Source organism: Candidatus Thorarchaeota archaeon, assembly GCA_013388835.1.
GTDB lineage: Archaea > Asgardarchaeota > Thorarchaeia > Thorarchaeales > Thorarchaeaceae > JACAEL01.
In genome coordinates, this window is sequence record JACAEL010000014.1 from 108455 (window position 1) to 125988 (window position 17534).

Here is a 17534-nt window from a genome sequence, read left to right on the forward strand (position 1 = left end):
ATGGGGTACGGAAGCAGTTACCCGGACAGTTTCCCGCGAGGAACAGGACTTCTGTGTACAACTCTGCCAGCCTGCCTGACAGTGGACGGCAGCAGAGGTACCAAGTCATCAGTGTAGCTCGACCTGACTCTCCGATAGAATGATGCTCTACGTGTCGGTGGTTACCGGGCCGTTTGACGAACCGCCTCGTTCCAGTTCGCTGATACGCCTTATTATTGTCTTACTCACCTTGTCAATCCCTTTGCGTATCTCTTGAATCTGGTCGCTTCTCCTTGTCAGCTCCTCGCTTCTACGCTTGTCAATCCGAAGATACTCGTCATAGGCCTCTGCCCACTCCTGCCGAGTGGTAGTCAGCTGTGCCTTGAGGTGGTCATACATGATTTGCTTGACATACACGGTGTTTCTGAGAGTGAGGAGTCTGGTGTCCAGTTCAGAGAGTGCCTTTGCCATCTCCTCTTCCTTGTTCTGGAGCTCGGCACGAAGAGCGGACAGTTCCTTCATCGCCGCTGCGACACGTTCCTCTTGCAGAAGTGGCGAGTCGGATGGCAGGGCTGTGATTGGGTCTATGACAGGGGTTGCCGATGGCACTGTGTCTCCGACTTCGCTTGTGCTCACGGTTCTTCCCTTGCTGGACGTAGTCGAGACCGGTGCGAAAGGTGATCTGACCTCTTCGACTGCAGGGGTCGCTTCCTTCTGTTCCGTCAGATTCTCCGACGAGCTGGCAGTGGCCAATGTGGGTTGCTCTGCCGCACGCGCGGCGACGGAAGCTGCGGACTTCTTATCCATGATTTCGGTCATCATTCGAGTCAGCGCCATGAATGCATCATCAATATTCTGTCCTGTCACTGCAGACGTCTCGATGAAGAACACGGGCGTGTTCATTCTCTCGCTGAACAGTTCTGCAAAGGACCGGCCTTCTTCTGTCGAAACGGTGTCCTGAGCGCGATGCGACTCCCGAAGGTCGACCTTGTTGCCAGCGATTATCAGCGGAGGCAGCTTGCCCATGTATCCGTGGGCCTCCACAAGCCACTTGGACGCATTCTCAAACGATGTCCGGTCGACCACTGAGTAGATGAGGATGATTCCGCTACAGCCCAAGTAATACCTCCTGCGAAGACCTTCGAAGGCAGGCTGACCTGCAATGTCCCAGATTACCAGATTCGTAGTTTCCCCATCGAGCGTCACCGTCTTTTGAGCGAAGTCCACGCCTAGTGTGGGGATGTAGCTGGTCTTGAAGCCCTCTCTCAGGTACTGGCGGCGGACGCTTGTCTTGCCCACATAGCCGTCTCCTATGAGACATATCTTGAACTGCCTGCGTGGATACCGCATCATTGTGCCGAGTCTCTCCATCCCGGGTATCTACTAACCCCGTGTCCTCCTTTGCTTATTTTGCTTACTAATGCTATCTGAAAGGAGTTGATTGAATGACACGTCTTCTCGCGCACCTATATATCCGTTCAGCTGCATCTGAGATGTAAGATGAGCACAGGAAGCAGTGGCAGCGCAGGAACGCATCGGAAGAACATCCGTCCCGGCGTGGTAGTAGATGTCGTGCTGAAGATGGACCAGCGTACAGGCAAACTCACACGTGGTGTGGTGAAAGAGATTCTCACGAATTCCGAGATCCACCCACGTGGTATCAAGGTGCGGCTGCGAGACGGACGAGTGGGCCGCGTGCAGGCAATCATCGGAAGGCCAGTCGAAGAGGACAGACAGTCGTCCAATTGAATGCAGTACATTTGGTGGGAGTGCGTTGCCCGGAAAAGCGAGTGTACGCCGCTCACGGCGAGGCTATCCAGTAGCAGTTCTGCTAGGACTGGACGATACTCATGCTGTGGTATGGATTGTCCAGAGCGAGTCAATCAGACTGCAGGGCTCCATCAGTCTGCCAACTGGCCAAGACCGCAGCGGGAGTGGCCTCATCTATGACTACTACAACACGATTATGTCCTCGATGAGGCCCATACTTGAGAGCGGTGTGGGCAGCCTAGTGATTGCAGGTACGGGCTCTGGCGTGTCCTCAGCTGAGGCGTTCGTGGGCCATGTGCGCAAGCATCACTCCTATCTTCTGCGAACAGTTCGCATGGCCAGCATCAAGGGAGATGTGATGACTCCCAATGCGGCTAGGGCATTTGTGAAGTCCCCTGCATTCCAGAAGATGACCGCAGAGGTCGTGGACCAGGAGTCAATCCACCTGCTTCAATTGCTGGATGAGTATCTCTACGACACTTCCGGTAGTGTGTCTGTTCTCTTCTCGCTCGAGGAGATTGACAGTCTTCTCAAGGGCATCTCGAGACATGGTGCGACTGCAGTCCCATCGCCTGAATGGCTTCTATTGACCGACTCATTCTGGAACCGACGAAAGAACGATCCTCTCTTCCAGCGAGTGATGTCCGTCGCCAAGAATGCAGGCGTGAAGACCAGAGTTCTACGGAATGACGATGCCGCCGGGGAGCGTGTCTCTCAAATCGGCGGTGTTGTCTGCTTGGCAAGGAAGCGGTCTCGCTAGTATCAACTGCTACTGACTATGCGTAGATGAGCAAGGCATCGTCTGCACTCGAGCGTCTCCAGTATCCGGGCCTTCTGTACTCATTCTAGACCTTGTTCTCGCTCAGAGGAAATCTCAGATGGAAAGCTGTGCCAGCTGTGTGGTCTTCTGGAGAGTCTGGTCTGTTCTCAATCCATATCTCGCAGCCAAGCTGGTTCTGAATCGCCTTGACTAGATACAGACCGAATCTCTTGTGACGAGGTCTCTTCTTGAGGCTGTCGAAGACACTGATCTTGTCCTCGTCCGAGATTCCCGGGCCATCATCAATCAGCACCACCTTCACAGAGTCTCCTTCAGTCTGTACAATGATGTCTACATGTACCGACTGGCATCCTTGTCTGCGATGCTTTGCCATGTTCGAAAGGATGTTGTAGAAGACCATTTCCAACAGTGGATGGCATCTCACAGTGATCCCTTTCAGGGCCTCTTCGCCGCTGACTATCAGTGTAACATCCCCGTGAGACTGTGTGGTTCGTTCCATAGCTGTGTTGAACATTTCAAACAGGTTGACAGGCTCTCGCTCCAGTTCAGCCCCCTGTATCCTTCCAAGCGTCAGGATATTGTCTACGAGGTCAATCGACTGTTGTTCGATTCGACGCATGTCCGCCAAGTCCTCAAGAAGTGAGCTCTCAAGATTGGGGTGTTTGAGTCTGATTAGTTCCAGTATCTTCAAGTTCGCATCACTATAGTTCCGGATGTCATGGCCCAAAAGGTCCAGCATGAGCTTCACCATTGACTGATTATGCGCCGCCTCACGCCACGCACGGATGACCTCAGTCTTGGGAAGCGACAACATGTCGATCAGTCTAAGGCTGAGTTCGTCTTGGTCATAGCGGTTCTGTGTTCCAAGTATGTTGGTCGCCACAAACAGCATGAACGCGTACACAGCTCCCAGGAGAAGTTTGCTAGTCAGTGAAGCGAGTCCTTGGACAATGGAGATGGACTGTCAGACCCGCCCGACAAAAACACATTTGAGCCCGACAAGACAATAGACTCAGTCATGACTATGACCAAGATTCGAGAGTACAAATGGGTCTTGTATGGGACTGTCAGCATACTGGTCATACTGGGAGTATCTTTGATATACAGCATTGTCGCAGACATATCCACTCAGCTCCACACACCAGTCACATTGGCAACACCAGTCGATCTTGCCATTCCTCTGATTCCACCAGCCATTATCATCTACTGGTACGTGTTCTACTCCTTCATATTCTTCAGTTACTTCTACTTCGCATTTGTGCACCGCGAATACCGGAATGCGCTTGTCTTGGCCTATGTGCTAGTCAATCTCGTTGCTTACGCCATCTATCTGGTCTTTCCGGTCCTCGGACCAGAACGCGCGGTCTCCGGTTCAGACTTCTTCTCATATCAGATTCAACTACTCTACGCAGGTGACGTTCCGGTCAACTGCTTCCCGAGCCTTCACGGTTCAACATCATTGCTTAGTGCCTATGCTCTGTGGAGAGCAAAGAAGGAGTACGGTTACATCTCCTGGCCCATTGCGGTGGCCGTCATGGTATCCACGCTCCTTGTTCGTCAGCACTGGATAGTAGACCAGATTGCAGCAACACTAGTGACTCTTCCAATCGCCTACTTCGTCTTCACACGGTTCAAGTATACCAAAGTCCTTGAATCGAAGACTGTTGTCAAGCGATGGCAGTTGTTGGTGTCCACAATTGCTGCTGTCTTCTTCATGGTGCTCTACATACTGGTGTTCTATGTCATGTGACACCACACTCCGAACAGATGGCGGCCCGATGTGCCGCCACTCTGCTCGGCAAGAGGGCGCATGCAACCCCCGTCATCATTATGGAGACCACGGGAGCGACCTGCGGTGTCAGAGCTGTCCGCTCACACTGGAATACCGTGCTCATGGCGTCTGATGCGTCTGTGTTCCGGACTGTGTTTTCTAGAGTCTATGTGAGTCGTATTAGTCCGGAAGCCGGTGTATGCAATTGGGATGTGTTCGGCGGCACTGGGAAAGTGGTCGACGTTGACAACCTGTATGTGTAGGCGTCCAGAGTAGACTTGCAGTAGTCTTTCTTGTCATTGGAACTGCTTCGGCATCGCGTTCTTAGTTCTTCTATTACAGCCATTTCTCAGTCGTGCTGGTGATGACTGACACAACTCATACCGGCGCTCGCTCTCAGCCTGAGAAGGCCTGACACAGATGTCATGTCGCGCCTTAGAGTCACCTCATCACTGGAGAGTATAGCAGCTTCTCTCTGGTGACTGATCATGCAACTGCTGCATGAGTGTGACGAATAAAAACAGGGACAGGACTCCACTCGTCACGGAGTCCTGTACTCGTATCTTCTACATCAGATACCCTTGTTCGACCATTGCATTGGCTACCTTGAGAAAACCAGCAATGTTGGCGCCGAGAACATAATTGCCCTTTGCACCAAACATCTCGGCTGTCTCGTATGCGTTCCTGTGGATTCGGGTCATGATGTCCTGCAGTTTGCTGTCGACTTCCTCCCTTGTCCAAGAATAGCGTTCGCTGTTCTGAACCATCTCAAGTCCAGAAACCGACACGCCTCCTGCGTTCGCAGCCTTCCCAGGTCCGTAGAGTATCTTGTTCTTCAGGAATATGTCGACGCCCTCTGGTACTGTTGGCATGTTTGCCCCCTCGCCCACCGCAATGACTCCGTTGCTCACCAGCATCTCGGCGTCTTTCGCGTCAACCTCATTCTGAGTAGCGCATGGCAGGGCAATGTCGCACTTGATGCCCCATATTGACCCACTCGTGTCGTACGTGACGCCCCCGAACTGCTCAGCATACTCCTTGATTCTGCCGCGGCGGTTGTTCTTGAGTTCCATGATCCATGCCAGCTTCTTCGCGTCTATGCCCGTCGGGTCATGGATGAACCCGTCCGAGTCACTCATGGCCACCACCTTGGCACCGACTTGGATGCACTTTTGGACGGCATACTGGGCAACATTACCGGAACCGGAAACGACAACCGTCTTGCCCTTCATTTCCAACTGCTTCGTCTTCAGCATCTCCTGGACAAAGTAGACGCATCCATATCCAGTGGCCTCAGGTCTGATTAGTGAGCCACCCCATGTCGGACCCTTACCAGTCAATACGCAGGTTCCATGCTTGTTGGTTATCTTCCTGTACATTCCGTATAGATAGCCAATCTCGCGTCCGCCAACACCAATGTCGCCCGCCGGGACGTCAGTGAACTGGTCGATGTGTCGGTATAGTTCAAGCATGAAGTTCTCACAGAAGCTCCGGACTTCCGCATCAGTCTTGTCGTGGGGGTCGAAGTCACTGCCACCCTTAGCCCCGCCCATCGGAAGGCCTGTCAGGCTGTTCTTGAATATCTGTTCGAAACCCAAGAACTTGAGTATACCAAGGTTGACCGATGGATGGAAGCGTAGGCCACCCTTGTATGGGCCTATCGCAGAATTGAACTGAACGCGGTATCCTCTGTTGACCCTGATTCTCCCGTCCCTGTCCAGCCATGGAACACGGAACATGATTACCCGCTCAGGTTCGACTATGCGCTCAAGAACCGCATTCTCTTGAAATTTCGGATACTTCTTCAGAGCCGGCTCAAGGGATTCCAGAACCTCCCGCACAGCCTGATGAAACTCCGGCTGCCCCGGATTCTTCTCAATGACTCCTTCGAGTACGGTTTCTACATATCTGTCCAAGTCTAAAACCTCGCATGTCTACTGTTTTGGACGAGCCCTGCCCGCTGCTTCGGGCACATAAAGATTCCTCTAAACATGGACGAATCCTTCATGCGCTCATTGTAGGTTGGGATCAACGTGACGCAGATTGGGTCCCTTACGTTTATCGAGCGGTTTGAGAACAAGTACCTCAGTATGCTCAGAAAGAGGGTCTTATGCCCGGGTCTCTCTGTAAGGGACCGGACACAGGCCATGGACGACTACATCAATGCGCTCATCCTCTTGGAGCGGATTGAAGACGGTGGGCTCAAGAAGTGACCATTTTATACTGTTGGTCCCGCAAGCACAGCCACAAGAGCACGCTTTGAGCGCGTGACCGTAATCGTGCGCAGGTGGGACGAAGAAGACTAAGACCACACTGTGTCCTATCAAATACATTGTCAAACAAGTCCCAGTCAGGTTCGTCTTTGGCCAAGAAGCAACTGGGCAATCAGCGCCGCCACGTATGTGAACTATGTGTTCACACTTATAAGAGTGAAATCACTAGATACCAACATGGCAAACATAACGCTGTCGATTCCCGATGATGTGCGAGAGCGTATGAGAAAGCATCCTGAGATCAAGTGGAGTGAGATTGTACGTAGTGCAATCCTAGACTACTTGGACAGACTGATGGGCAGCGAAACCCGCGACTCCTCCTACTATGCCGAGCTTGCCAAACGTGCAGGGGTTCCGCTCGAAGAGATATCCTTGAGCGAGGCTGAGAAACACTACAGGGAGATGAGGGACTTGGAATGGGAGCGCCACTCTTCGACACAACCGTCCTCATAGAGCGGATACGTGCAGGAGCAACTGGATTGAGCGGATCCACAACCGTCCTCAACCTGATAGAGTTCCCAAAGGCGGCCCATCTCAAGGGCTTGGACATCATCTCCCCCGGCAAGGATGACTATGACAAGGGATTCGAGCTATCAGTCTTGCTTCTGAAGGCAGGCACTCCCATCCCTGCTGTTGATGTTGTACTTGCCGCTGTGGCCATGAACCGTGGACTGGTACTACACACAAGAGATCGACACTTCGATTACGTTTCCAGAGTCAACAAGGACTTCCAAGTACATATCGAGTGATAACGGTGATGACAGTGAGCAGTGTCGGCCTTTTCTTTGATCGCAGAGCGAGGGACCCTGTCATAAGGCAGTTGGCCGATGCAAGAGCGACAAGTCCTGACTCAGCAGTGTCGATGGAGATCCTTGTCGAACGCACTTCGTTGGCTGAGCACACTATCCGACTGCTCGTGCGCGCGAAGTGGGTCTGTATCACCGAAGATGGACTCCTCTACCTCAATTCGGTCGAAGTCGGACGGAGATCATTCCATTATGGGTTGGCTCTCTTTGCCACACTGGAGTCCATTGTAGTGGTTGTTGCTCTCGCTATTGCCTTCTCGCAGAGGGTCGTTGTTCCGCTGGATCTAGTGCTCGGGGTCTTCGCGACTCTCACCGTGGTGACCGTCATCTGCACGTACTTCCAATCTTGGCCTTACTTCTATCTGCGGCAGAAACGAGTCTGATTCCGGTGCATCGAGCAGCCAGAGGCTCTTGCCACTGACTCGGGTTCTCAGTGAGCCGGTCCTAGGCTCACAGGCCTGACTCATGACCGCTCGGTCAGGCAGGGCTTCCTGAAACTAAGAACTTCTGCGAATCGACGCTCATTCTCTCTCGTATGAATGCCTAGGACCTTTGAGAGTCGAGTAGCGAGGCGCACGAGGAATGCCCAGGACTGACAGCAGTTCGTGGTCCCTGTCCAGAGAGAGCGGCACAGAACTGACCGTAGGTCATGTGGGGACAGGTGAACAGGACGAGCAGGACGAGCATTACCCATGATGAGCACGTGGGCCCTCTGCCTACGGTGTGGACAGGCAGTGGGAGCGTATATGCCTCAAATACGAAAACAGCGAGCTCCCAAGAGATGAGAGAGGGCAAGGTCTCCGTGTCTCCATCAGAGAAGATGATCTCTATTGGCACCAGAAGCGAGGACGACGCCCTCGTTGATTATGAGTTGCGATGGCCAAGATTGGATGACTGCGCCGCAGCTGTTACACTCCCTCCGAGTGTCCTGAGTGCGGCGGAAGCCTTTACGAATACGAAGTTTCAGAAGAAGAAGGGGGTGGATAGGGACGCCAATAGCGCCCCATTTCCAATTCCCGGCCTACATTTGCTTCTCTTGGCGGTACGGAAGGTAGTCCGGACCGTATATTTCTCTCCCCATGACAATCTTCTGGATGTGAGCACCACCCTCGGCACCGACAGTGTATGACCTGACTCCCCGGTAGGACGCTTCAAGCGGGCACTCCTTGGTGTAACCGAACGCCCCGTGGAATGTCATGCTGCGGGTGATTATGTCAAGAGCATCGTGTGGAGTGCGGTACTTGGCAGCTGCTGTCCACTTGGCGATGTCCAGCTTCGTGATGTCCTTTCGGCCCTCCCTGTAGTGCTGGTCCCATGCCCATGCGGCCTTGTACGTCAGCAACCGGTCCGCCTCAAGAGCCATCCAAGAGTCGACGCTCTCGAACATTATGCCTTCGAAGGCTGCGAGTGGTCTGCCGAAGGCCTTCCTCTGCTTGGTATACTCGACTCCGATATTGAAGGCTGCTTCCGCCGCGCCGAGACATGTGGCGGCAATCAAGCACCTGGCTGCGGAGAATCCCTCCATGCTATAGTAGAAGCCCTTGCCCTGTTCGCCTATGATGTAGTGGTTGGGGATCTCTACGTTCTCGATGTTGAATCCGCCAGTTGAGACACCCATCCTGCCCATGTCCTCGAAGAGCGTGGTGGTGATTCCCTTTGTAACTCCACTGCCCGTGTTGAGCGGAAGGATGAATGCATCGAAGCTCTTGTGGTCGCCCTTCGGGTCGGACTTGGCGAGGGTGAAGTAGACGCCCCCGTATTTCTCTGACTCTCTGACGCCGCTGATGTACACCTTCTCACCGTTGACGACGAAGCCGGTCCCCTTTGGTTTGATGATTGTCTTGGTTGTATTGACAAGGTCAGAACCACCACTGGGCTCGGTTGTGGCAATGCCGAAGAACAAATCGCCCTTTGTGACGCGTGGCAGTATCTCCTTCTTGGCCTCGGGAGTGCCGTACATGTCAAATATGAGTGCCCATGACGCTTCAACAAGGTACATGACCGGGAGCGCGATGGACAAGTCGGCCTTTGCAAGCTCCTCTGCGGCGATACACGCCATTGTCATTGAGAGGCCAGCACCACCGTACTCCTCTGAGACCGTCGGAGCCCACAGCATCTGCTCCCCCATCTTCTTGATGAGCGATCGTGGAATCTCGTGGGTCTTCTCATCGTACTCCTTCCATGCAGGAGCGACATATCTCTGAGCGAACTCGCGCACAGACTCGCGGAACATTCGCTCCTCGTCAGACTCTTCAAAGTGCATAGTATACTACCTCTGTGCATGCTGTCCATGCTAGCGGGCGGGTCTGGACCGAAGGCACCTTATAGATACTTCGACTGAGGCCCGAAAAGGGGCTCTTCCTTCGGCAATGTCGCCAGACACTCCGCTGTCCAGAACCCGGGAATGTGCGTGTTCTCTCTGTGTATTCACCCTCCCGGACCCTCCCACTAGCCTTCTCAGTCTGTGCATGACTCACGTCTCGGCATCTGATACGCATCGCGAACTGATCTGCTGTGTACAACTCGCTGTGCAAGAATGAGGTGACTGGTTTCACACCGCTCAGCATGCAACTACTCTCTGTCGCACGACACACACTACTGAGTGTTTCAGTCAGGCATACGTCACACTCAGACTCGTCCGCGGGCACCTGATTCTTGTACTCTCGAAGTGTCCATCGAACACTGCGGTTCACATGATGCCTATGCTATGCGCGTCCTCTCTCGTGTCTCATGTCTCAGTCTTTTCTTGGACTTCTATCGACCACGAGGAGAGAGGTGTTCTTGAGAGATGAAACGGAAGTCAGTGTCCCACTGTTTGATGACCCGGGTGTAGGCAGTGTGAACGTTGTCCATACCGCACCCCCGTCGACCTCCCTCCCATGGCTGACATCGTCCGCAGAGCTTCCGTACACGTATGAGTCGATGACAGTGACTCCATCGGGCTTGATGTAGTTGACCGTGTCGCCTGCATTATTCAATCCGATGTGAGTCACACTCTGATAGAACACAATGAAACCGTGGGCAGGGATGGTGGTGCCAGTGGGAATCGTATACGGTGCTGTGCCGCCCTCTATGATGTCATCAAGTATGTACCCCGAGATGTCCACTGTTCGGTCGAGCGGATTGTAGAGTTCAATCCACTCCTCTGTGTACACGACATAGGGGTCGGGCAGGAATTCGTTGATTACAACCGAGTCCCCACTTGCCAGTGCACCCGAGTTCGGCGCACCAGGCGTAGGTGTATCGAAGGTTGTCCAAACAGCCGAGCCATCCGTCTCTCTGCCATAGCTGACGTCGTCAGTGGACCCGGTGTAGGTATAGGTGTCAACGACTATGACTCCGTCGGGTCTGATGTAGTTGACGGTGTCCCCTGCATTGTTTAGCGCGATACCCGTGACACTCTGACAGAACACGATGAAGCCATGTGCGGGGACAATGGTGCCTGCGGGAATTGTGTAGGGTGCTGTGCCGCCTGAGAGAATGTCGTCAAGTATGTACCCTGAGATGTCAACGGCAGTTCCAAGAGGGTTATGGAGCTCAATCCACTCTTCAGAGTAGATGACATTCGGGTCTGGTAGGAACTCGTTGATGAGGATGAAGTCCCCATTTCCTGAGCCCGGCCCGTTGGTTTCACCGGGCGTAGGGGTTTCAAAGGTGACCCAAATGGTTGAACCATCCCTTTCTCTGCCATAGCTGACGTCATCTGCAGAGGTTGTGTATGTGAATGAGTCAACTACCGTTGTCCTGTCAGGTCGTAGGTAGTTGACGGTGTCCCCTGCATTGTTTAGCGCGATACCAGTGACACTCTGATAGAACACGATGAAGCCATATGCGGGTATTGTGGTACCCAGTGGGATCACATAGGGTGCCGTGCCTCCTCCGAGAATGTCATCCAACACATAGCCGGAGACATTGACTCTTGTACCCAGAGGATTGTAGAGTTCAATCCACTCCTCAGTGTAGAGGGTGTTTGGATCCGGCAGGAACTCGTTGATGAGGACCGAGTCGCCATCCGGCAACACTACGACATTTGCTGCTCCCGGAGTTGGTTTCTCGAATGTGGTCCAAGTTGGCGCGCCATCTGACTCTCTCCCATAGCTGACATCATCTGCAGACGATGAGTACGTGTATGAGTCGATGACAGTGACCCCATCAGGCTTCAGGAGGTTTACAGTGTCCCCCGCGTTGTTGAGCCCGATGCCAGTCGCGCTTTGGTACAGCACCAAGTGACCATAGGCGGAGATTACGGTCCCGGCAGGAATCGAGTATGGATTGGTTCCCCCATTCGTGATGTCGTCAAGTACATACCCGGAGAGGTCTGCGTCTAGAGCCTGAGGGTTGTAGAGTTCAATCCACTCCTCAGTGTAGAGGGTGTTTGGGTCCGGCAGGAACTCGTTGATGACCACAAGGTCTGTATCGCCGCCCTCTTTGGTGGTGGCCGTCACGACGTCCGACTTTGGCCCCTGATTGATGCTCGTGTCCACTGCTGCGACTTCATAAGAGTAGGTCGTAAGTGGGTCTAGGCCCACATCGCTATAGTGTGTCGCGCGAACCTGTGCTATGAGTAGACCATCTCGGAAGACCCTGTAGTGGGATATGTCCGGTTCTGTGTTCTCGTGCCAAGAGATGTCAATCTGCGACATGCTGATCGCTGTAGCATTCACGCCAGTAACCTGTACAGGCGGTATGTGGTCTGGTGGGATGGTCGACTGAAGAGTCACAAAGACATCAACAGAGTAGTGGTCTGAGCCGGTGTCGGCAGTAGGTGTATCACCGCATGTGGAGTTGATGAGTCTGTCTGCAAAGAAGGAGTTTACAACGATGAAGTCAATCCGTGAGAGATATTGCGGGTCTTGATGTCCGTAGCTGTACCCCGGGTCGGTCGGATTCAGCGTTCGAAAGACATCTTTGAAGATGTGGACTGTAGACGAGTACTGACCATAGACCGGGTCTTCAGGATGTATCTTCATGGTCATTGGTCCGTATCCCAAGTCTCCAAGAGGCGCAAGGTCCCCCGTGTCGTCAGGTGAGAACGAGTTGAGGTCGCCCATGTACATGATGGGCACATCACCCAGACTATCCATGTAATTGATGATTCCCTCGGTCTCACGCTCTCGCCGATACTCATTGACCTCTCCGGACATCGCCTTGAGATGTGCCCCAATGATGTGGACCTCATTGTTGTCTATCAGTACTACCGCCTCAACGAAGTCATGGGTGACCTTGTAGTTGGTACCATTGTCGAGGGGCACTAATGAAATCTGGTTGAAGGCGACAATTGGAAAACGACTAAGGACTGCCGCACCACTGGTCGAGTATATGACGTCTTGCGCACAGTATCCTTCGTAAGGTATCTCATCAACGAAGTACGTGTTGAGCTCGTTGATTACCTGATTGAGAATGTAGTCATTGTTGTCATCCCACGACCCGGTCTCGATTAGGACAAGTATGTCCGGGTTCTCTTCCTTCACCACCTGCTTCCAGTCCGGGTTTGCGCCGGAGGCCTCAATGTTGTAGCTCATGACTTTGAAAGCACCTTGGGGTGGGACACTGTTGTCGACGGTGACAGAGATGGTCGCCCTGCCCCAATTGCCTGCGTGGTCCATTGCGCGACAAGTGATTGTGTGATTCCCATCTGCTGTCTCTGTGGTATTCCAGTCGTACGAGCTGGTACGTGACTTCAATACCCCGTCAACCAGAATCCTGTACCTGCTTATGCGGTTCTGGTCTACTGCCGTAAATGCAATGCGGGTCATGCCAGAGACCGTTTCTCCCTCTTGGGGACTGATGATGGTGACCACAGGCGGTCTGACGTCCCGGTGCCACCACCAACCGAATCTGCAGGCATCTGCAGCAGTGAACGTGGCACCGAGGACTAGAAATGACAACACAAGAAGCATAACGACTCTTCTTTCATCCAATTGCTGTTCCTCCTCGCGCGAACAGAACCAGCATCTCCACTTGCAGTATGGCGTTGCCCAGTTATAAACTGGACGGGGCATGCACCCCACTCCTGAAACTCTGTCCTTTACCACATGTTGTCTTGAAACAGCCGTGTGCTAACACAGGGCTGCCAGAATACAGGTCCTAGGCTGAAACCACCTCTGGCCGAAAGATGAATTACCCGGCTGTCAGTCACATATGAATGGTGATAAGTTGAAGAACTCTGTACCTGTTGTCCTATGTCTGTTGGGAGGTCTTCTCCTTCTACAGGCAAGTTGGCTAGGTGACATTGGTTTCCTCGCCGTGATAATCGCCTATGCTCAGACTGCATTCTCCGCGATTGCAGATGCCATGGGTATCCTCCTCCGGGTATTGCTGTGGATTGCAGCGCTAGGAGGTATCGCCGTGATTGTCGGTTCAATTCTAATCGCTGTGAACAGGATACGCTTTGCCAAGTTCATCATTGGACTGGGTGCAGGCATCGGGCTCATCGGTCTGATCATCATGCTGGTCACCGTGGTGGTCTCCGGCGGCATCGCTGAGCTGCTGGGGCTTGCTGTCCTAGTCTCACAGTCCATTGCTTGGATTGGAGTCATCCTCACAGTGATTGGTCGCAGGGCGATCAAGACCGAATAGCTGCAGACTGTCAACCTACGGACTGCATAAGTCAATAGCCATTCCGCTCTTGAATCTGATACTGGCACGCGATAGTGGCTGACGATGCGAGCTGCAGTAGTCCGGACGCCTGCCGGCTACTGTAGCGTCTGCCATCTCCAAGACCATCTACCTCTCCCAGTACCTGAGGTCAACAATCGACTTGGCATAGACGCTGGGCTTCGGTTTCAATGGGAAGATGCCTCCCGGATTCACCGGAACCCCCCTCTGGTCCTCAGCTATTATCTCAGCTCCCTGAGGTCCAAAGCCGTCTAGAATGTCTTGTCTCCTGACCATTGGGAACAGCCTCAGGAGGTCGACCCACTTCACTCGTGCTGATTCCCAGATTCTCCTGAACGAGGGGTCCCATTTCTCAGTATTGTCGAAGAGCGGTCTTCCCGTTGCCGGGTTCACCAAGTAGAACTTCGCTGTTCCTCTGGCTGCAGTGTGGTAGTAGCCAAGCACTGGTATGACTGATACTCTGCTGGACTTCTGCATGATTGACCTCAGCTTCTCACAAGCTCTGAGCTGATCTTGGTACAGGACCGAGCGTTCACCAGTAAGAACAACAAACTCCAGATCACTCGTACCTTTGAGAGAGAGCTCGAAGAGGAAGTGCAATCTCAGAGTCTCTAGAGGTTCGAGGTCAACCTTTCCAGTTCCAATGTCAACACCATTCGTGTGAATGACAATCGGGAGTTGTCTCAGCGTGCTGTCGGCCTCGACGAGTCTGAAGAACTCCATTAGTTCTCCCCAGTACATGGTCGGTTCGCCGCCGAGAAAACGCATGAAGGTGCGCTGGGGAATGCACTCTCTAATGACTGCAGAGGCGTCATTGAGCATATCGAATGGGCTTCGCTCGGCAGCTGTCTCTCTTGTCTTGTCAGTCGGCGTACTGACAGTGCTGAACCGCGAGCCCAAGTTGGTCCCAACCAGCTCCCAGCGTATCTCCCAGTAGTTACCACTGTTAAGAATCAGGCGTCCAGCGTTCTCCTTTCTGAGGCGTACCAAGAGTCTTTCCTCGCACCAGTTGTGTCCAGTGCAAGCGTCCGAGCCAACAGAGAAGAATCTTCCCGAAACCCCGGTGTGCTGTTCGCCACTTCGATTGGTCTGTCGTCCAAAGGCATGCTTCCCATCTTCAGGTCTGCTGACTCGTGATGTACCATGAAAACGCATCACTGACAACAGGTGGTCAAAGGAGCTCGACTGAAGATGAATGTCAATAGTGCATGGCAGTCGTTCCGACTCTACCGGGGCGATAGGTCCATGCAACAGAGTCGCTTGTGGAGCAAGACTCATATGTGTGCTGACTGGGACACGCGGATGAGGCAGACTTGTCCGAGCACGCTCTTGCAAGTATCAGCTCTTAGCCAGTGAATAGAGAGTTGCGTGCAGACCGCGCAAACGGAGGTTGGTACTTTGGCCATCGAAGTCCACAATGAGGAAGCATCCACATCGGGCGCCGATAAGGCAGCGGCAGTACTAGAGGTGATTTTCGTCCGTTTCGTAATCTACGGTCTGCTTGCCCTGTGGTTGGTTCAACTCATGTGCGGGACCCCCACTCCCAATCCATTCCCGATAGAAGCCGCATACACTGTGGGAGCCCTGTGGTTTGTGGTTCCGTTTGTACTGATATACGGACTCAGACGGAACGCTCAAGAATACGGGCTTTCTACTCAGTCCAGTAGACAGAGCATCGACCTTGCGCTCAGTGCATTTCCATACATGATACTCGCCGAGAATGCTGTGATGATGCTACTAATCACGATAGGCTGGTCATACCTAGAGCCACAAGGTGCTCTTGTCCTGACGGCCTCCTTCACACTTGCCCTGCTGCTGATTGTTCGGATGGTCTCCCGCAAGTACTCATCGTTTCATGACATCCAGATTCCTGACAACAAGCACAGTAGCAATGTGCTTGTCATTCTCCTACTGCTCTGCCTGCCAATCGGACTTGGAATCGTGCCAGGCAAACTATCACTGCTGCTTGTTTCTACTGTGGTGTGGCAGTTTGTCATCTCCGGGTTCGGAGAAGAGGTGTTCTTCCGTGGCTACATCCAGTCAAGACTGAATGCGGCATTCGGTCGTCCATACGAGTGGAAAGGGATCAGGTTCGGCGCCGGACTCTTCATGACGGCAGCCCTCTTTGGTATCACTCATATGCTCAACACAGCGAACATCTGGCTGGGCGACTTCAACTTGGCATGGTGGTGGGGAACGTTCACATTCGTGGGTGGCTTGCTGTTGGGGCTGCTGCGTGAGAAGACCGGCTCAGTGCTCGCACCTGCCACACTTCATGGTCTTGAGGCAGTGGGTGAAGGCCTTGCACTGCTCTTCTAGACCAATGTAGAGGTGTTACAACACGCGCTCGTTTCTCCGGTTCGTCCGTGTGTTTCCCCTGGAGTCGTCGAGGATTGGACGTATGTGCGATTCTGATCTAACGAAGACTGAGCTTGGCAGATACACGGGCCGATTGCGTTTCAGGTCTCTTGTCCAAGAGGGAACTGCAAGATGATTCTTCTGCGCGCACTTGTCCCAGCAGACAAGAATAAGTGAATCACTGTCTGCAGACCGGCATCCCTCTCCGGGTGATGTGGTTCAACAATCATATTGAGGTGGCAGATTCAATGAGCGGGCAGGCCGTCACAGAGGTCCAGCAGACTGGAGGCTGTCTTGTTGTGAAAACGCGAATCGAATGCATGGAGCGAGTCCTGCTGACTTGTATGACCTCTTGGGCAGTTTCGTCTCAATCGGACCAGATTCTGTACCAGCGTACTGAGCTAGGAGTCGGATCAGTAGTGGTGCGACTCATCGACGGACCTATCCCACTGGAACATGTTGCGGCCGTACGTGACTTTGCTCGAGATGTGCTTCAGAGACCGGTGAGCGTGAAGGCGAAACGATTTGACCTTCCGAAGAAGCTCCGGAGAGTGTTTCTTGCGAATCGGGAAGATGGGTGTGAGGTTTTTGCGGATGCTGACGCGGCGCGATTCTGGTCTGGAGACCCCTCATGTGTGAGGGATGTCACTGTGCGTGCTGCAGCGTCTGCGCTCAAGACTGATGAGGCGACTGTGACTGAGAGTGCTGGTGCCGCGACAGAGGCGGCTTGGGTGGAGATATCCGCCGGTCTATCGTTGAAACAGGCTGCACAGGCATTTCAGACGAGATTGGAAACTGCTGGCATTTCAATAGAAACGCTGGAACTCAAGGTCCCTCTCAGACGGCACCCTGAACATGATGTCTAGGCCACCACTATGACGATTCAGACTTCTGCCGGTCCTCTGTGCCTCGGCTGAATCTCGAAAAGGTCTTAAGGCGACGAGGGTGAGGCGGCGATGCCAATCGAAACTACTTGTCCAAGTCTATGAGCGAGGAAGAGGCGAAGAAACCCGGAGTGTCGCGCAGACATCGTCAGATTGGCCTTCGCTTCTCGCAGGACAGACAGAGGCCCTCGCCAATTCAGTCACTGACCTCCTCTGGATGAGGAAGGAATGAGGGCTGCAGAGTCTGGAGAACGAAAGCCGTGAGGCTCCCGGTCGAACGAGTATTGATCTCCA

General features: G+C 53.3%; 16 protein-coding genes. 10 read left to right on the top strand and 6 right to left on the bottom strand.

Annotated features, from left to right (window positions below; genetic code table 11):
• Positions 1–147: 147 nt before the first annotated feature.
• Entirely contained in the window at positions 148–1332 is a 1185-nt protein-coding gene (locus HXY34_02700) for a GTP-binding protein (protein NWF95028.1), read from the bottom strand.
• 147 nt (positions 1333–1479) lie between these two features.
• Between HXY34_02700 and HXY34_02705 the strand changes: the two genes are divergently transcribed.
• Together HXY34_02705 and HXY34_02710 are read left to right on the top strand one after the other, a co-directional pair.
• Positions 1480–1728, top strand: coding sequence for a YwbE family protein (locus HXY34_02705; GenBank protein NWF95029.1), 249 nt, complete (start codon positions 1480–1482; stop codon positions 1726–1728).
• A gap of 25 nt (positions 1729–1753) precedes the next feature.
• Complete coding sequence (locus HXY34_02710; protein ID NWF95030.1) at positions 1754–2509, top strand: hypothetical protein; 756 nt, start codon at positions 1754–1756, stop codon at positions 2507–2509.
• A gap of 85 nt (positions 2510–2594) precedes the next feature.
• Here HXY34_02710 and HXY34_02715 read toward each other — a convergent pair whose 3' ends face one another.
• Positions 2595–3422, bottom strand: a complete 828-nt coding sequence (locus HXY34_02715) for a hypothetical protein (protein ID NWF95031.1) — start codon at positions 3420–3422, stop codon at positions 2595–2597.
• A gap of 51 nt (positions 3423–3473) precedes the next feature.
• Between HXY34_02715 and HXY34_02720 the strand changes: the two genes are divergently transcribed.
• Positions 3474–4280 carry a phosphatase PAP2 family protein gene (locus HXY34_02720; protein NWF95032.1) on the top strand — a complete coding sequence of 269 codons (807 nt, stop codon included), beginning with the start codon at positions 3474–3476 and terminating at the stop codon, positions 4278–4280.
• A 587-nt stretch (positions 4281–4867) separates the two neighbouring features.
• Here HXY34_02720 and gdhA read toward each other — a convergent pair.
• Complete coding sequence (gene gdhA, locus HXY34_02725) at positions 4868–6217, bottom strand: NADP-specific glutamate dehydrogenase (GenBank protein ID NWF95033.1); 1350 nt, start codon at positions 6215–6217, stop codon at positions 4868–4870.
• A gap of 117 nt (positions 6218–6334) precedes the next feature.
• Here gdhA and HXY34_02730 point away from each other — a divergent pair, with 117 nt between their 5' ends.
• From HXY34_02730 to HXY34_02745, 4 genes are all read left to right on the top strand, one after another.
• On the top strand, positions 6335–6514 hold the full coding sequence (locus HXY34_02730; GenBank protein NWF95034.1) for a hypothetical protein: 180 nt from the start codon (positions 6335–6337) through the stop codon (positions 6512–6514).
• A gap of 216 nt (positions 6515–6730) precedes the next feature.
• The gene (locus HXY34_02735; protein NWF95035.1) at positions 6731–7027 is read left to right on the top strand and encodes a hypothetical protein; all 297 of its coding nucleotides are present in this window, start codon (positions 6731–6733) and stop codon (positions 7025–7027) included.
• Positions 6991–7323 (top strand): PIN domain-containing protein, encoded by a 333-nt coding sequence (locus tag HXY34_02740; protein ID NWF95036.1) that lies wholly within the window; start codon positions 6991–6993, stop codon positions 7321–7323. The genes HXY34_02735 and HXY34_02740 overlap by 37 nt, the downstream gene beginning before the upstream one ends.
• Positions 7324–7331: 8 nt before the next feature.
• Positions 7332–7763: a hypothetical protein gene (locus HXY34_02745; GenBank protein ID NWF95037.1), complete on the top strand. Its 432-nt coding sequence runs from the start codon at positions 7332–7334 to the stop codon at positions 7761–7763.
• 638 nt (positions 7764–8401) lie between these two features.
• Here HXY34_02745 and HXY34_02750 read toward each other — a convergent pair.
• Together HXY34_02750 and HXY34_02755 are read right to left on the bottom strand one after the other, a co-directional pair.
• Positions 8402–9643, bottom strand: a complete 1242-nt coding sequence (locus HXY34_02750; GenBank protein NWF95038.1) for an acyl-CoA/acyl-ACP dehydrogenase — start codon at positions 9641–9643, stop codon at positions 8402–8404.
• A gap of 472 nt (positions 9644–10115) precedes the next feature.
• Positions 10116–13301: a lamin tail domain-containing protein gene (locus HXY34_02755; GenBank protein NWF95039.1), complete on the bottom strand. Its 3186-nt coding sequence runs from the start codon at positions 13299–13301 to the stop codon at positions 10116–10118.
• 235 nt (positions 13302–13536) lie between these two features.
• On the opposite strand from HXY34_02755, the gene HXY34_02760 reads away from it, so the two are divergent.
• Complete coding sequence (locus HXY34_02760) at positions 13537–13959, top strand: hypothetical protein (GenBank protein ID NWF95040.1); 423 nt, start codon at positions 13537–13539, stop codon at positions 13957–13959.
• Between the two features lie 147 nt (positions 13960–14106).
• On the opposite strand, the gene HXY34_02765 is transcribed toward HXY34_02760, so the two are convergent.
• The gene (locus tag HXY34_02765) at positions 14107–15276 is read right to left on the bottom strand and encodes a radical SAM protein (GenBank protein NWF95041.1); all 1170 of its coding nucleotides are present in this window, start codon (positions 15274–15276) and stop codon (positions 14107–14109) included.
• A gap of 120 nt (positions 15277–15396) precedes the next feature.
• Between HXY34_02765 and HXY34_02770 the strand changes: the two genes are divergently transcribed.
• Together HXY34_02770 and HXY34_02775 are read left to right on the top strand one after the other, a co-directional pair.
• Complete coding sequence (locus HXY34_02770) at positions 15397–16317, top strand: CPBP family intramembrane metalloprotease (protein ID NWF95042.1); 921 nt, start codon at positions 15397–15399, stop codon at positions 16315–16317.
• Between the two features lie 287 nt (positions 16318–16604).
• Positions 16605–17222 carry a hypothetical protein gene (locus tag HXY34_02775; protein ID NWF95043.1) on the top strand — a complete coding sequence of 206 codons (618 nt, stop codon included), beginning with the start codon at positions 16605–16607 and terminating at the stop codon, positions 17220–17222.
• Positions 17223–17534 lie beyond the last annotated feature (312 nt).

What these genes read in the sequence shown, in the direction of transcription:
- HXY34_02715 (NWF95031.1), bottom strand. Translation starts at nt 3,422, where the DNA reads ATGCTGTTTGTGGCGACCAACATACTTGGAACACAGAACCGCTATGAC.
- HXY34_02765 (NWF95041.1), bottom strand. Translation starts at nt 15,276, where the DNA reads ATGAGTCTTGCTCCACAAGCGACTCTGTTGCATGGACCTATCGCCCCG.
- HXY34_02750 (NWF95038.1), bottom strand. Translation starts at nt 9,643, where the DNA reads ATGCACTTTGAAGAGTCTGACGAGGAGCGAATGTTCCGCGAGTCTGTG.
- HXY34_02740 (NWF95036.1), top strand. Translation starts at nt 6,991, where the DNA reads ATGGGAGCGCCACTCTTCGACACAACCGTCCTCATAGAGCGGATACGT.
- HXY34_02775 (NWF95043.1), top strand. Translation starts at nt 16,605, where the DNA reads ATGAGCGGGCAGGCCGTCACAGAGGTCCAGCAGACTGGAGGCTGTCTT.
- HXY34_02745 (NWF95037.1), top strand. Translation starts at nt 7,332, where the DNA reads ATGACAGTGAGCAGTGTCGGCCTTTTCTTTGATCGCAGAGCGAGGGAC.
- HXY34_02705 (NWF95029.1), top strand. Translation starts at nt 1,480, where the DNA reads ATGAGCACAGGAAGCAGTGGCAGCGCAGGAACGCATCGGAAGAACATC.
- HXY34_02700 (NWF95028.1), bottom strand. Translation starts at nt 1,332, where the DNA reads ATGATGCGGTATCCACGCAGGCAGTTCAAGATATGTCTCATAGGAGAC.